The 13337-nt window shown below is 64.4% G+C and carries 14 protein-coding genes; 7 read left to right on the top strand and 7 right to left on the bottom strand.

The genetic code is table 11. The features are described 5' to 3' along the window. Positions 1-9 precede the first annotated feature (9 nt). Genes AC0L2L_RS20595 through AC0L2L_RS20580 form a run of 4 tightly spaced genes read right to left on the bottom strand, consistent with a single transcriptional unit; the run spans position 10 to position 3124 of the window. Positions 10-1026, bottom strand: a complete 1017-nt coding sequence (locus tag AC0L2L_RS20595; protein ID WP_473580682.1) for a zinc-dependent alcohol dehydrogenase family protein — start codon at positions 1024-1026, stop codon at positions 10-12. Positions 1027-1050: 24 nt separating this feature from the next. Further along, positions 1051-1446, bottom strand: a complete 396-nt coding sequence (locus AC0L2L_RS20590; protein WP_473580680.1) for a (R)-mandelonitrile lyase — start codon at positions 1444-1446, stop codon at positions 1051-1053. A gap of 20 nt (positions 1447-1466) precedes the next feature. Continuing rightward, positions 1467-1937: a cyclophilin-like fold protein gene (locus AC0L2L_RS20585; RefSeq protein WP_473580678.1), complete on the bottom strand. Its 471-nt coding sequence runs from the start codon at positions 1935-1937 to the stop codon at positions 1467-1469. Further along, the gene (locus AC0L2L_RS20580) at positions 1934-3124 is read right to left on the bottom strand and encodes an MFS transporter (RefSeq protein ID WP_473580676.1); all 1191 of its coding nucleotides are present in this window, start codon (positions 3122-3124) and stop codon (positions 1934-1936) included. Before AC0L2L_RS20580 ends, AC0L2L_RS20585 begins: the two co-directional genes overlap by 4 nt. 145 nt (positions 3125-3269) lie before the next feature. On the opposite strand from AC0L2L_RS20580, the gene AC0L2L_RS20575 reads away from it, so the two are divergent. Then, positions 3270-4163, top strand: a complete 894-nt coding sequence (locus tag AC0L2L_RS20575) for a LysR family transcriptional regulator (RefSeq protein ID WP_473580674.1) — start codon at positions 3270-3272, stop codon at positions 4161-4163. A gap of 116 nt (positions 4164-4279) precedes the next feature. On the opposite strand, the gene AC0L2L_RS20570 is transcribed toward AC0L2L_RS20575, so the two are convergent. The 3 genes from AC0L2L_RS20570 to AC0L2L_RS20560 form a co-directional block, all read right to left on the bottom strand. Continuing rightward, entirely contained in the window at positions 4280-4612 is a 333-nt protein-coding gene (locus AC0L2L_RS20570; protein WP_473580672.1) for a hypothetical protein, read from the bottom strand. A gap of 162 nt (positions 4613-4774) precedes the next feature. Beyond that, entirely contained in the window at positions 4775-5521 is a 747-nt protein-coding gene (locus AC0L2L_RS20565; RefSeq protein ID WP_473580670.1) for an SDR family oxidoreductase, read from the bottom strand. A 33-nt stretch (positions 5522-5554) separates the two neighbouring features. Next, complete coding sequence (locus AC0L2L_RS20560) at positions 5555-6019, bottom strand: VOC family protein (RefSeq protein WP_473580669.1); 465 nt, start codon at positions 6017-6019, stop codon at positions 5555-5557. A gap of 134 nt (positions 6020-6153) precedes the next feature. On the opposite strand from AC0L2L_RS20560, the gene AC0L2L_RS20555 reads away from it, so the two are divergent. The 6 genes from AC0L2L_RS20555 to AC0L2L_RS20530 all read left to right on the top strand — a co-directional run bounded on the left by AC0L2L_RS20555 (position 6154) and on the right by AC0L2L_RS20530 (position 13188). Further along, positions 6154-7041, top strand: a complete 888-nt coding sequence (locus tag AC0L2L_RS20555) for a transcriptional regulator GcvA (protein ID WP_473580667.1) — start codon at positions 6154-6156, stop codon at positions 7039-7041. Between the two features lie 256 nt (positions 7042-7297). Then, positions 7298-7600 (top strand): DUF982 domain-containing protein, encoded by a 303-nt coding sequence (locus tag AC0L2L_RS20550; RefSeq protein WP_473580665.1) that lies wholly within the window; start codon positions 7298-7300, stop codon positions 7598-7600. A 24-nt stretch (positions 7601-7624) separates the two neighbouring features. Next, positions 7625-7909 carry a DUF982 domain-containing protein gene (locus tag AC0L2L_RS20545; RefSeq protein ID WP_473580663.1) on the top strand — a complete coding sequence of 95 codons (285 nt, stop codon included), beginning with the start codon at positions 7625-7627 and terminating at the stop codon, positions 7907-7909. Positions 7910-8439: 530 nt separating this feature from the next. Then, positions 8440-9438, top strand: a complete 999-nt coding sequence (locus AC0L2L_RS20540; protein WP_473580661.1) for a L,D-transpeptidase family protein — start codon at positions 8440-8442, stop codon at positions 9436-9438. A gap of 146 nt (positions 9439-9584) precedes the next feature. Further along, the gene (locus AC0L2L_RS20535) at positions 9585-12023 is read left to right on the top strand and encodes a GcvT family protein (RefSeq protein ID WP_473580659.1); all 2439 of its coding nucleotides are present in this window, start codon (positions 9585-9587) and stop codon (positions 12021-12023) included. Between the two features lie 55 nt (positions 12024-12078). Then, a complete protein-coding gene (locus AC0L2L_RS20530; protein ID WP_473580657.1) occupies positions 12079-13188 on the top strand; it encodes a mandelate racemase/muconate lactonizing enzyme family protein in 1110 nt (369 codons plus the stop codon). The last annotated feature ends 149 nt before the right edge of the window (positions 13189-13337 follow it).

The raw sequence follows: 13337 nt of genomic DNA, 5'->3' as shown, positions 1-13337 counted from the left end.
ACCGCAGCCTCACACCGAAAGCATGACCTTGACGGCGCGGCGCTCGTCCATGGCGCGGTAGCCTTCGGCGACCTCGGCCAGCGGCAGCTTGAGGTCGAAGACCTTGCCGGGCTTGATGCGGCCTTGCAGCACGCGCTCCATCAGGTCAGGCAGGAAGCGGCGTACCGGCGCCGGACCGCCCAGCATGCGCTTTTGGCCGAAGAACAGTTTTTGGCCGTCGAAGTTCACCCCATGCGGCACGCCGACATAGCCGATGGTGCCGCCGGGCCGCGAGCAAGCCAACGCCTGGTCGAAGGATTCTCCCGTGCCGACGCATTCCAGCACCGAATCCGCACCGACGCCGCCCGTGAGGTCCTTGATGCGCGCGATGCCTTCCTCGCCGCGTTCGGCCACGATGTCGGTCGCGCCGAACTCGCGGGCGAGCTTTTGACGGCTCGCGTGCCGGCTCATGGCGATGATGCGCTCGGCGCCCATCTCCCTGGCCGCGAGCACGCCCATCAGGCCGACCGCGCCGTCGCCGACCACTACCACCGTCGATCCTTCGCGGACCTCGGCCGCGTCGGCGGCATACCAGCCGGTGCCGAGCACATCGGACACGGCCAGCAGGTCGGGGATGAGTTCGGCCGATGGCACCTCGGCGGTGGCGACCAGCGTGCCGTCGGCCAGCGCCACGCGGGCGTAAGGCGCCTGCGCGCCCGACATGAACTCGCGCTGCTCGCAGGACGATTGGAAGCCGAAGCGGCAATGCGGGCAGGTGTTGTCGGAAAGGCAGAACGAGCCGACGACGAACTGGCCGGGACGGACCGTGCGCACCTCCGCGCCGACCTCGACGACGATGCCGCAATATTCGTGACCCATGTGCATCGGACCGTCGACCGGCTGCAGCCCGCGATAGGGCCAAAGGTCCGAGCCGCAGATGCAGCTGGCCGAGAGCTTGATGATGGCGTCCGTCGGCCGCAGAATTTTCGGGTCGGCGATTTCCTCGCAGCGGATGTCGCCGGGCTTATGAAGAACGGTTGCGAGCATTTCGATTCCTTTCAAGTAATGGGGTCAGGCGCCGTAGTCGGCGTCGCTGACATGTTCCAGCCAGTCCGCGACCTTGCCGTCCTTGACCTCCTGGAGGGCAATGTGGGTCATGGCGGTCTCGGGTGACGCGCCGTGCCAGTGCTTTTCGCCGGGCGCGAACCAGACGACATCGCCCGGCCGGATTTCCTCGACCGGGCCGCCGTCGCGCTGGACGCGGCCACGGCCAGAGACGACGATCAGCGTCTGGCCGAGCGGATGCGTGTGCCAGGCGGTGCGGGCGCCCGGCTCGAAGGTCACCTGGGCGCCTTGGACCCGGGCGGCGTCGAAGGGATTGAAGAGCGGGTCGATCCGCACCGTGCCGGTGAACCAGTCGGCCGGTCCTTTGCCGGAAGGCCTCGTGCCTGCGCGAAGAATATCCATGGTGATCTCCTTTTGCGTCCTCAAATGCGTTCGATGCGAAGCGGAAACTTGCCGCGGCTATGCAGGGCCCGCTCGCCCTCGTCGAAGCGGCCGAGCCTGATCAGCCCGGGATGGCGATAGTCGGCGTAGAACATGGCCAGATTGCCCCAAGGCATGAAATAGCAGAGGTCGTAAGGCTGCTCATTGGCGAACGGGCCGCTGCCCTCCTCCGTCAGCTTGCGCGGCAGATAGGCGATCTTCTCGTTATGCGCGTAATCCTCGATCTTGAGGTCGAGCGGCAGCATGGAGAAGAAGTCGCGTGCCGACGGATTGTCGTAGAGCGTGGCGGTCATGGTGCGGCCGTTGAAAATCATCCTGATCTTCATGTCAGTGGGCTCCTGGTTGGCTGGGTCCCTGCCCTCTTGGCTGGCGGCCGCGCGCGGCAGGGCCGCCACCGCGAGCGCGGCGCCGAGCAATGTCCGGCGGCTGAGCGTCGCACGCTCGATCGTCATGGCAAGGACCTCCGGGCCAAATGCGACGCGGCAAAGGCGGCAAGCGCTGATCCGCCGAGCATCACCGCGCCGAAACTGAATGCACCCCACCAGCCGACCGTATCGAAGAGCGTGCCGCCGATCGCCGCGCCGCCGGCGATGGCGAGCTGGATGACAGCCACCTGCAGCCCACCGCCGGCCTCGGCGTCGTTAGGCAACGTGTGGCTGAGCCACGTGCCCCAACCAACGGGCGCGGCCGTGCCGAAGAAGCCCCAGCCAATGAGCAGAAGCGCTGTAGGGACCGGCAATGCCCCGAGAGCGATGAGCGCAACGGCCAGCGCGGCCATGACCAGCGGGATGACGATAAGGATGCTGAACAGGCGCGAGCGCAAAAGCCGGCCGATGCACCAGGTGCCGGCCACGCCCGCCAGCCCCATCGCCAGCAGGATTGCCGATAGCGCGGCGATATCGAGGCGGGTCACGCTCTCGAGGAAGGGCCGCAGATAGGTGAAAAGCGCGAACTGGCCCATGAACAGCATCATGATCGACGCCATGCCGATGGCGACTGGAAGACGGCCGAGCAGCACCAGCGGATTGCCTGGACGCTTCCTCCGGCGCGGGGGCAGTGCCGGCAGGCTGGTCCACTGCCAGACCAGCGCCAGAAGCCCGAGCGGCACGACGAGGAAGAAAGCGCCGCGCCAGCCGACATAGGCGCCGAGAAAGCTGCCCAGCGGCGCGGCAACGGTGGCCGCAATGGCATTGCCCGCGTTCAGCATCGCGAGGCCCTTCGGAACCATGTCTTCCGGCACGAGGCGCATGACGATCGCGGTCGACATCGACCAGAAGCCGCCGATCGCGATGCCGAGCAGCGCCCGGCCAGCCATGAGGAACGCGTAGTTCGGCGCGAAGGTGACAGCGAGCCCGGAAACGATCAGGAGCACAGTAAAGCCGGCCACGACCAGCCGGCGGTCGATCCGGTGCGTGAGGCCGGCGACCAGCAGGCTGGTCACAACGGCCAAGGCGCCCGAAATCGAGATCGCCTGTCCCATGCGGCCCTCGGTGATGCCGAGATCCGCGGCGATCGGCGACAGCAGGCTGACCGGCATGAATTCCGACGCGATGAGGACGGAAACGCATAGAGCCATTGACAGCACCGCGCCCCGTGCGGCGCGGTCTTCGACAAGCTGTATGTCGTAGGTTGTATCCATAGCGGGCATCCTTGAGGGGCAGCAGGGCGGGCAGTGGCCGCCAAGACATGCCGGCAAGATATGGCAAGGCAGCCCGTTCGATTAGACCGAATAATCCGCATGAACTTATCGGTTTGTGATATAAATGATCGTTCAGGAGATGCCGATGCAGCGCGACGACATGAAGGATCTGCTGTGGTTCCTGGCTGTCGCCCGGGAGCGCAGCTTCACCAAGGCGGCGGCGGAACTCGGCACGTCACAGTCTACGCTCAGCGCCACCATCAAGCAGCTCGAGGCGCGGCTCGGCGTGCGGCTGCTGACCCGCACGACACGAAGCGTGGCACCCACGGACGCGGGCGAGCGGCTCTACCAGTCGCTCGCGCCCCGTTTCGAAGGGATCGAGTCCGACCTTTCGAGCCTGGTCGCCTTCCGCGACAAGCCCTCCGGAACGGTCCGCATCACGCTGTCGGACCATGCGCTGCAGACGGTCGTCTGGCCGAAGCTCGAGCCGGTGCTTCGCGACTATCCGGATATCAGGATCGAGCTCTACAGCGATAACGGCATGCGAAACATCGTGGAAGAGCGCTTCGACGCCGGCGTGCGGCTCGGCGAAAGCGTCGACCGCGACATGATCGCGGTGCGGATCGGCCCGGACTGGAGGCTGGTGGCCGTCGCTTCGCCGGACTATTTTTCCCGCCGCCCTGCCCCAAGGACACCCCAGGATCTGGTTGGGCACGACTGCATCAACCTGCGCCAGGCCACGTTCGGCGGCTTCTATGCCTGGGAATTCGGCAAGGAAGGCCGGGACCTCAGGGTGCGGGTGGAAGGCCAGCTCGCCTTCAATTCGACCCTTCCCATGATCGATGCCGCGATCTGCGGCTACGGCATCGCCTATGTGCCGGAAAACCTCGTCAGCCGCCATATTGCCGAGGGACGCCTGTCGCTGGTGCTCAACGACTGGAGCCCGCCCTTCGCCGGCTATCATCTCTATTATCCGAGCCGGCGGCAGCTCTCGCCGGCGATGACCGTGATCGTCGACTCGCTGCGTCATAGGAGCTGAGTCGGCGCGCCGCTTGCCGCTTCGACGCAGGTGAGGCGCAGGAAATCATGGACTATTTCGGATACTCGCTGGCTGAGCGTCCGACTGAGCATTGATGGCCGACCTAGGTATTGAGTCTATCGCTCGAGCAGCCGTGAGACCTTAAGCCGTGGCGCGAAGAAGCAGCGCAGATAGGGCTGGTTGGTTATGACGTAATGGTTCTCGCAGATGTGGTATTGGCCGTCCGGCGATTCCTGCACGCGGTCTGGCGAGATGTTGAAACCATCGGGCACATAAACGTAGCCGCCGTCGGCCCTGGACTGCACCGAGGACTCCGGTATGGGGCGGCAATCCCTGCCGCCGCAACATTTCAAGTTCGTTACCGGGTCGACCTTGTTTTCGTACCAGTCATGCGCATTGGCGCCCGTCATGACGGCTAGGCACATGGCTGTGACGATGACCCTTCGCATGGCGTTCCTCGGCGCCGAGGCGCCGCTCGTTCGAGCGCCATCTATATTAGCGTTCCGCCAAGAATGCCATTGTTCAGCGAAGGCCCGGCAAGCGGCCCGCGGCGACGACGGACGGCAATGGCTGGAGCCGGAGCTTCAAACCGAAGCTCCTGCCTTGCCGGCTCACACCAGCCTCTGCCCGCCGTCGATATGGATGGTCTCGCCGGTCATGAATTCGTTCTGCATCAAATAGAGATAGGCGGGCGCGATATCGGCGGGCTTGGCGATCCTGCCCGATGGAATGCGGGTGCCCATCTGGTCGAAATAGCCCGCCTTGGCCTCGCCGACGATCTCGTCCCACATCTCGGTGTCCACCCAGCCGGGCGAGACGATGTTGACGCGGGTCGGCGCAAGTTCCAGCGCCAGGGCGCGGGCGAAATAGCTGAACGAGCCGGCGACCGCCGAGACGACGGAGCCGCCGGGGACCGGCGGGCGGTCCTTGTTGATGCCGGAGGTGAAGATCATCGAGCCGCCTTTGTTCAGCATGCGTGCGGCATGCTTGGCGAGCATCACCGCGCCGATAAGCTTGCCGTCGACGAATTGGCGCACGAATTCCATGTCGGTCTCGCCGATCGGATAATTGGGCGGCGGCGTGCCGGCCGTCGCCACCAGATGATCGAAGGCGCCGGTTTCCTCGAACAGACGGGCGACGTCGGCCTCGTTCGCCATGTCGGCGGCGATGCCCGTCAGGCGCCCTGCCATGCCGAGCCGCTTTTCGGCGGCCTTCAGCTTTTGCGCCGAGCGGCCGGCGATCACGACTTCGGCACCGTCTTCAAGCGCGGCGGCCGCGACACCGAAGCCGATGCCGGAGCTGCCGCCGACGACAATGATCTTCTTTCCGTTGAGTGAAGCCACGGGGAGCTTGGCCATGGGTCATCTCCGTCTTTGAGTGCTGGGTAGAAATCAGGCTTGGCGGCCGGCGTGGGCGGCTGCGATGTCGGCGAGGATGATCTTCTTCATCGAATACATCGCCTGACGCGCCCGGCCGGCCTTCGCGCGATCCGGGTCGCTCATCAGTCGCAGCGCCTCACTGGGGATGACCTGCCAGTAGACGCCGAACTTGTCCTTCAGCCAGCCGCAGGGCTGTTCCGAGCCGCCGCCGGCGGTCAGCGCATTCCAGTAATAATCGGTCTCGGCCTGGTCCCTGGTTTCGATATAGAGCGAGATCCGCTCGTTGAAGGGCGGCACCCCGCCGGCGTTGAGCGCGGTGAGACGCAGGCCTTCGAGCTCGAAGTCGAAGATCGCATGCGGCTTGTCGGTGAACTCGATGGTCTCCAGCGCCCGGCTATTCTTGAAAACCGACAGATAGAAGGCGCGCGCCGCTTCGGCGTCGAGGTTGAACCAGAGGAAGGGATGAACGGTAGCCATATTGTCCTCGCAGGTTTCGATCTTGAGTGAGCTTTGATCACAAATGCTGTGAGGATTTTTGGCCAGAAAAAGCTCGCTGGACAAACCAAAATTTGGCAAGTATTTGTTACCATAACTCACAAATGGCTTTCGTCGTGACACGCAGACTGCCGCCGCTCAACGCCTTGCCGGCCTTCGAGGCCGCCGCCCGGCATCTGAACTTTTCGCGGGCCGCGGACGAGCTCAACCTGACCCATGGCGCGATCAGCCGGGCGGTAAAGCATCTCGAGGACCAGCTCGGCGTGCAGTTGTTCGAGCGGGCGACGCGCTCGGTGCGGCTCACCCCCGTCGGCGAGCCTTATGCGGTTGCCGTGCGCGAGGCGCTCGACCAGCTCGCTCTGGCGACGCAAGCGGCAACCTCGCGCCATTCCGGCTCGACATTGAACGTCAGCACCTCGGATGGCTTTGCCGGAAAATGGCTGGTGCCGAGGCTCTACCGTTTCCACCGCGCGCATGGCGACATCGACGTGCGTGTCTCGACCACCGGCAGGCTGACCAATTTCCGCGGCGACGGCATCGACGTCGCCATCCGCTACGGCGCCGGCCACTATCATGGGCTGACCTCGGAATTCCTTACCGGCGAGGAGGTGTTTCCCGTCTGCAGCCCGAAGCTGCTCGAAGGGCCGCATCCGCTCAGGACGCCGCAGGACCTCAAGCACCACACGCTGATCCGCGACGGCTACCGGATCGACTGGGCGGCGTGGCTGGCCAGCGCCGGAGTCGAAGGCGTCGACGCCAACAGCGGCCTCACCTTCGATTCCGCCACCTTCGCGGTGGAGTCCGCTGTTCAAGGCGAAGGCGTGGTGCTTGGCCGGACCATGCTGGTTTCCGCCGACCTCACCTCCGGCAGGCTGGTCCGGCCTTTCGACCACGCGCTGAAGGCCGTCTCCAGCTTCTACCTGGTCTACCCGCCGGAAGCGATCCGCCAGCGCAAGGTGAAGGCGTTTCGGGACTGGCTGTTTTCGGAGATCGAGCCGAGCTGAGTTCAGCGGCCAATGCAGGCGTCGCCGGCTCTTATCGTCTCGAAAAGGCAACCCACGGGATCGTCGGTTTTCAAACGATTTGCCGACCGCACCTTATCAAATTCATCCCCCCAATCCGACCTCACGGTCTTGCTCTCTTCGACGCCGGCGACGGGTATCTTGACGGCCGAAATTGGCAACCAATATTTTTTGGCGGGCGGCCGCAATCGGCCACGCCCATTGCAAACTCAAATGTTCGTTCGACTTGGAGGATCTTATGAACGACCGGATATTCGACAGCCCTGTTTTCGTTAAGAGCGGAAACAGTCTCGTCCAGGAAATCGCGTGCCTGGAGGACGCCTTGGAATTTCTCTACGAATGGCCCAAAAACCGACGCGGCAACATCTATGAAACCGCTCTGCGCGCATGCCAAAGAGCGTTTGACGGCACCTACCCGCTGTCGGCCGCCAGGGAAGCGTTTTGCGGCTTCGCAAGGTCGGCCAGAATCCATGAGGAAGTTACAGCAGCCTTGCCCTGGATGATCGGCAACCGCGGCCAAGGTGGCGGAATGGCTGTTTAGGCAACGTGAGAGGAGGAGTTCACGATGCTATCCCAACCCTTTGAAAAGCCAGTCCGGGTATGGGTCGGACTCGGCTTTCCACGCCAGCTCAACACGGTCGCCGACGCCTATCAGTTCGCGGTCGATTGGTGTGGCAACAGCCCGGAACAGAAGGCGGCGATCCGTGCCTGCAAAGCCGCATTGGCCGGAGATGTCGACGTCGAGACTGCAAGAGGCGTTTTCATAGCCTTTGCCCGCAAGAAAGACATTCTGCTCGAGGACGGCGCAATGCCCCTGCTTTCGGGAAAAGTGCGACCGAGACACGTCTGACGTCGCTGGAAACGAGCGGCGGCCGGCCGGCCGCCGCCATCATCATCTTTACCTCATAGCGAAGACCAGACGGGGGCGCCGGATATCCCGGCGGCCTGGATCAAGATACTGAACGAAGCAGCCGGCTGGGATCGCAATCGCGCGGCTTCCGCGTTGATGTATCTGGCGGCAAAGAGGCTACGGTCCCCCTGATCAAATCTGCTCTTCGGCGATGCCGCCTTCCTCGCCAGCCAACTCGGCTGGCGGGCTCCGCCGGGTCCTTGAACAGGGCAACCGACGGCGCGGGTGGGGGGCGTTGGGGTGCCGCCGGTTACCAGGAGGAGGGGCCATGGAATGAGAAGATGCGTAGGCCCTGAGATGATAATGCCACCTCTCCGCGTTCTTGGAAACTGATTTCTGGCTTAAAATTCAAACATATATGGGAGGGAGTTTACACATGATGACCTTCGGGCGGCTGCCCGCGACAGGAACCGGATCGGCCGTGCCGCGTCATAGAGACAGGTTCTTGTCTCGATTCGGGAGTGACGTCGGTGGCCAGGTTCCTTCTTGTCGTCGCGCTGGCGCTCGCATTCGCCTGCGGTGGGACGCGAGCTGCAAAGCTGGACCTCGATGCGGTCAACCAAGCGCAATTCAGCGACGGCGAGCCCCATGGCGTCGATCCGATGCTGCTCAAGGCGCAGATCCTTCTGGATCGGGCCCGTTTCTCCCCCGGCCTGATCGACGGCCGCCTTTCCGACAATTTCACCAAGGCCGTCGCGGCCTTCCAGGCTGCGAACGGACTGCCCTCCGACGGCAAGCTCACGCGGGAGACCTGGGACAAGCTCGCGGCCACCTTCGCCGGGCCGGTGCTGACAAACTACGAGATTGCGGCCAAGGATGTGCGCGGACCTTTCACCAGGCACATCCCGGCTCGCATGGAGCGGATGGCCCATCTGAAGCGCCTCGGTTATCGCAACGCACGGGAGGAACTGGCGGAGCGTTTCCACGTCAGTGAACAAGTGCTGAGCCAACTCAATCCCAAAATCGGCTACAGGAAGGCTGGCACCAGCCTGGTCGTGCCCGACATCGGTCGAGGCGATCCTCCTGCCGGGATAGAGAGCGTCGAGGTCGACAAGGCATCCCGCCAGGTGCGCGCCCTCGATTCGTCGGGCAAGCCGATTGCGGTCTACCCAGCCTCGATCGGCAGCGAGGAAAAGCCGGCGCCGAGCGGCGCGGCGCAGGTCAGGCGCGTGGTGCACAACCCGACCTATCACTACAATCCGAAATTCGCCTTCAAGGGGGTGAAGACCAGGCGGCCCTTTACCATTGCCAAGGGGCCGAACAACCCCGTCGGATCGGTATGGATCGACCTCTCCATCGAGAGCTATGGCATCCACGGCACGCCCGATCCCGGCAAGATCGGGACGACCTTCTCGCATGGCTGCATCCGGCTGACCAACTGGGACGCCGAAGACCTCGCCGGCATGGTCAAGCCGGGCACGAAAGTCGACTTCAAGGACGAGACGGCGCAGGACGGGCAGCCTCAGTGAAGCCGGCAGGCCGCAAGCCAGCCGCAAGACCCGCTGCATAAATCCAACTTATCATGACCCCTAATTTTTGAAGGCGTTACACGGCCTTTTCTCGCCTGTAGCTTCGACCGCGATCTTTCTCAGCTCCGTCGAAAATTGGTGGTTTGATGCAGACACATGCGCGGGTGGTGATCGTCGGCGGGGGATGCGTCGGCGCAGGCATCCTCTACGGGCTGGCCAAGCGCGGCTGGACCGACGTGGCGCTGCTGGAGCGCACGCAGCTGACGGCCGGCTCGACCTGGCATGCGGCGGGGCTGATCCCGTCCTACGCCCGCAACGTCAATGTCGGGCGGATGATCAACAAGACGATCGATATCTATGAGGGTCTGGAGGCTGAGACCGGGCAGCCGGTCGGCTGGCACAAATGCGGGCAGCTGCGCATCGCCAATTCGAGAGACCGGCTCGACGAGTTCAAGAGCTATATGAGCGTCGCCGAGGTGCAGAACATGCGGGCGCAGTTGCTGACGCCTGACGAGGCGCGCAAGCTCTGGCCGCTGCTCGACAACAAAGAGATGCTCGGCGCGCTCTACCATCCCGACGACGGCCATATCGCACCGGCCGACGTGACGAATGCCATGGCCAAGGGCGCGCGCGATCTGGGCGCCAAGGTCTATCTCAACACCGAAGTCACAGGTTTCAAGCGGACGCCGGGCGGCGAATGGCTGGTTGAGACCAACAAGGGCGACATCACCTGCGAGCATGTGATCTCGGCCACAGGCAATTACGCGCGCCAGACCGGCGCGCTGCTCGGCCTCGACATCCCCGCGATCCCGATCCTGCACCAGTACTGGATCACCGAAGCGGTGCCGGAAGTGGTGGAGCGCAAGCGTGCGGGACGGCCCGAAATGCCGATCCTGCGCGACGAAGGTTTCGAAGGCTATCTGCGCGAGGAAGGCGATGGGCTGATGTTCGGCCCCTACGAGCGCACCGCTAACCTGAAGCTGTTCGCCGAGGACGGCGTTCCTTCGTGGTTCGGCGCCGATCTGCTGGAAGAGGATTTCGAGGCGGTGTCGTGGAACTGGGAGCAGGCGCTGCAGCTTGTGCCGGCACTAGGGCGCGTCGGCATCAAGGCCAACGTGCGCGGCCCCTTCCAGATGACGGCGGACGAGCTGCCGCTGATGGGACCGGCCTGGGGCCTGCCCAATGTGTGGCTGGCCGAAGGCGTGCCGGGCGGCATCCTGTGGGGCGGCACGATCGGCTATTATCTGTCGGAGCGGATCGTCGAAGGCGGCAACAGCCTCGACACTTCCGACCTCGATCCGCGCCGCTTCGGCGACTACGCCAACAAGGAATGGACGCGCAAGAAGGTGCGCGAGGCCTGGGGCACGCATGCCGAACAGAAATATCCGGGGCAGGACATGCCCGCCGCGCGGCCGCAGAAGACCGCGCCTTCCTATGACCGATTGACAGAGCTCGGCGCCGTCTGGGGCGTGCTCAACGGATGGGAAATGCCGAACTGGTTCGCGCCCAAGGGCGTCGAGGCCAAGGACCAGTATAGCTGGCGCTGGACACCCAAGGGGAACTTCGTCGGCGAGGAGGTGCAGGCGGTGCGCAACGCCGTCGGCCTTGTCGAGATGACGCCGATGACCAAGTTCGAGGTGTCGGGGCCGAACGCAGCTGCCTGGCTGGACAGGATCATCGCCAACCGCCTGCCCGCGGTCGGCAAGGTGACGCTGGCGCATCACCTCACGGCGAAGGGCGGCGTGCAGGCGGAGTACATGGTGGCGCGTCTCGGCGAGGACTCGTTCTACCTGATCTCGACGCCGCGCGCCGAGCGCTGGAATTTCGACGACCTCTCGAGACTGCTTCCCGCCGACGGCAGCGTGAGCCTGAAGAACGCCACCAACGACAGCGGATGCTTCACGGTTGTTGGCCCCAAGGCGCGAGAGGTGCTGCAGCCGCTGACCGAGATCGACCTGTCGAACGAAAGCTTTCCCTGGTTCGGCGTCAAGACCGGCTGCGTGGCTCTCGCCAGCGACGTGCGGTTGCTGCGCGTCAACTATGAGGGCGAGCTCGGCTGGGAACTCTACCATCCCCTGCCCTACCAGCGGCAATTGCTCGACGCGATCCTGAGGGAGGGCGAGAAGCACGGCATGCGGCTGGTCGGGCTGCATGCGCTGGAGTCGCTGAGGCTGGAGAAATCCTATCGCGCCATGTACCGCGACATGAACCCCGAGCTCAACGCGATGGAGAGCGGGCTGGAGCGTTTCATCCGCCTCGACAAGGGCGATTTCGTCGGGCGCGACGCGGTTCTGAAATACAAGGAGCGCAACGACCAGCGCCGCTCGGTGACGCTCAAGATCGACACTGATGGCGCAAGCTCCCTTGCCAATGAAGGGCTCTATAGCGACGGCGCGCTGGTCGGGCGCATCACGTCCGGCGGCTATGGCTACGCCCTCGGGCACGATGTGGCGCTGGCGCTGCTGCCGGAGCGGTTTTCCAGGCCCGGCACCAAGCTCGACGTTGCGATCCTCGGGGAATGGAAAGTCGCCGAAGTGATCGCGGATTCGCCCTACGATCCCACTTCGGCCAGGGCGCGGATGTAACAGTCGGAGCCTCTCGAGGCCCCGTGGAGGATGCGTTCTTTGAGGGGAGCCGTGCATGCGCATCGATCGGATCAACGTCTATTCGGCGCAGCTGCCGGTCAAAGGCGGCGTCTACCGCATGGCCAGCGCCGATGTGGAGGCGCTCGACTCGACGCTCGTCGAGGTCGTGACGGATGACGGTTTTGCCGGCTGGGGCGAGACCTGCCCGATCGGCCCGGTCTACCAGCCGCATCATGCGCTGGGCGCCCGCGCCGCGATTGCCGAAATCGCTCCCGGCCTCATCGGGTCGGAGATCGCTTCGATCAGGCTGCTAGCCAAGCGCATGGACGAGCACCTGAACGGTCACGGCTACGCCAAAGCCGCGTTCGACATGGCGTTCCTCGACCTGCTTGGCCAAAAACTCGGCGTGCCGGTCTCGACGCTGTTGGGCGGCGCGCTGACTGACCGTGTGCCGGCCTATTATTCGCTGATCGTCGGCCCGCCGGACGAGACGGCGAGGATCGCCGCCGACAAGGTAAAGGCCGGCTATCCGCGCCTGCAGGTCAAGATCGGCGGGCGTAATCTTGAGGAAGACGTGGCCACGGTCCACAAGGTCTGGGAGGCGGTCGGCTACAAGGCGCGTATCGCGGTCGACGGCAACCGGGGCCTGACGGTGGCCGCCGCGATCCATCTCGACCGGCTCTGCCAGGCGATCCCGTTCGTCTTCGAGCAGCCTTGCAACACCATGGACGAGATCGCGACGTTGAAAGGCCGCGTGACGCATCCGGTCTATCTTGACGAGAGCACCGAGGACCAGAACGCGGTGCTGCGGGCGATCTCGCTGGGCATCGCCGACGGCTTCGGCTTCAAGGTGACGCGCCTCGGCGGCCTCACCAGGATGACGACGGTGCGCGACCTCTGCGCCATCCGCTCGCTGCCGCATAGCTGCGACGATGCCTGGGGCGGGGACATCATCGCGGCGGCCTGCGTGCATTTGGCCGCGACGGTCGAGCCGCGCCGCATGGAAGGCGCCTGGATCGCTCAGGAATACATCAAGGGGCATTTCGACGCGAAGCATCCGGTCGTCATCAAGCAGGGCCACATCGCCGTGCCGCAGCGGCCGGGGCTCGGCGTGAAACCCGAGCCCGGCATGTTCGGCAAGCCGGTCGCGATATATGGGCCCTGAGCGGAAGCGGCCGAGACAAGCTCACGGTTTCGGATCGGAATGGCCGCCGGCGAGGCGATAATCATCAGCGCCGTCCCCGCTCGGCAAAGCCGAGACGGAGTGGGTGAACCACCTATGCGATTGCCGTACAAGGCTGGACGTTTCGACCT

The organism is Mesorhizobium sp. WSM4832, assembly GCF_055811115.1.
Note: the sequence above shows the minus strand (reverse complement) of the source record. Positions and strands in the feature narration are given on the sequence as shown.

Bases quoted from the DNA above. Each gene is read 5' to 3' on its own strand.
- AC0L2L_RS20565 (WP_473580670.1), bottom strand. From the start codon at position 5,521: ATGGCCAAGCTCCCCGTGGCTTCACTCAACGGAAAGAAGATCATTGTC.
- AC0L2L_RS20570 (WP_473580672.1), bottom strand. From the start codon at position 4,612: ATGCGAAGGGTCATCGTCACAGCCATGTGCCTAGCCGTCATGACGGGC.
- AC0L2L_RS20580 (WP_473580676.1), bottom strand. From the start codon at position 3,124: ATGGATACAACCTACGACATACAGCTTGTCGAAGACCGCGCCGCACGG.
- AC0L2L_RS20530 (WP_473580657.1), top strand. From the start codon at position 12,079: ATGCGCATCGATCGGATCAACGTCTATTCGGCGCAGCTGCCGGTCAAA.
- AC0L2L_RS20535 (WP_473580659.1), top strand. From the start codon at position 9,585: ATGCAGACACATGCGCGGGTGGTGATCGTCGGCGGGGGATGCGTCGGC.
- AC0L2L_RS20550 (WP_473580665.1), top strand. From the start codon at position 7,298: ATGAACGACCGGATATTCGACAGCCCTGTTTTCGTTAAGAGCGGAAAC.
- AC0L2L_RS20575 (WP_473580674.1), top strand. From the start codon at position 3,270: ATGCAGCGCGACGACATGAAGGATCTGCTGTGGTTCCTGGCTGTCGCC.
- AC0L2L_RS20595 (WP_473580682.1), bottom strand. From the start codon at position 1,026: ATGCTCGCAACCGTTCTTCATAAGCCCGGCGACATCCGCTGCGAGGAA.
- AC0L2L_RS20545 (WP_473580663.1), top strand. From the start codon at position 7,625: ATGCTATCCCAACCCTTTGAAAAGCCAGTCCGGGTATGGGTCGGACTC.
- AC0L2L_RS20560 (WP_473580669.1), bottom strand. From the start codon at position 6,019: ATGGCTACCGTTCATCCCTTCCTCTGGTTCAACCTCGACGCCGAAGCG.
- AC0L2L_RS20585 (WP_473580678.1), bottom strand. From the start codon at position 1,937: ATGACGATCGAGCGTGCGACGCTCAGCCGCCGGACATTGCTCGGCGCC.
- AC0L2L_RS20590 (WP_473580680.1), bottom strand. From the start codon at position 1,446: ATGGATATTCTTCGCGCAGGCACGAGGCCTTCCGGCAAAGGACCGGCC.